Raw genomic sequence first — 619 nt, 5'->3', positions numbered from 1 at the left:
GGGGCTGTACTAGATTAGCCTAAATCCCACACCATCTTCTCAATACTTTAAGCTGATTAGATGGTGTACCATAGTTAAAACGAAACTCACATTCTTTGATAAAAAGATGAAAGTGTTTCTTGTCAATGCCATTGTACTTTCTTAAAACACGCTTGGCTTGCGACCAGAAATTCTCAATGCCGTTGATGTGATTATGGTCTTTTGCAAATTCTTTGGAATGGTTAATTCTAAAATGCTTAAAATCACTTACATCAAGAGCATTATAGCTTTTGTAGCAGTCTGTATAAACAATACTATCAGGCTTGATTTTGCTTGTGATGATAGGCATTAGCGTGTTAGTCTTGGTGTCTTTAACCACAACCACAAAGACTTTACCGTTGCGTTTTAAAAGACCGAAGACAGCTGTTTTACCACCAGCGCCACGACCACGCTTGCCTTTGCGAATGCCGCCAAAATAGCTTTCATCAAGCTCTATTTCGCCATCAAATAATTCTTTAGCCTTAAGATTAAGATGGTATTCTATCACAAGTCTGATTTTATGATAAAATAAAGCTGCTGAATTTGGGTGTATTTGTAGTAAATCAGCTGCCGAATGAGCAGTAACTTCAAGTACAAAAAA

The 619-nt window shown here is 37.2% G+C and carries 1 protein-coding gene; it reads right to left on the bottom strand.

Annotation, left to right across the window (positions count from 1 at the left end; all coding sequences use genetic code 11):
* Positions 1–19: 19 nt before the first annotated feature.
* Positions 20–619: IS1595 family transposase (locus tag AZ602_RS09915; RefSeq protein WP_103034749.1), on the bottom strand; the 600-nt coding region annotated here is incomplete at its 5' end.

The sequence above is a fragment of the Moraxella sp. RCAD0137 genome (assembly GCF_002894025.1).
Taxonomy (GTDB): domain Bacteria; phylum Pseudomonadota; class Gammaproteobacteria; order Pseudomonadales; family Moraxellaceae; genus Moraxella; species Moraxella porci.
This window is presented reverse-complemented; position numbering and strand designations above follow the sequence as displayed.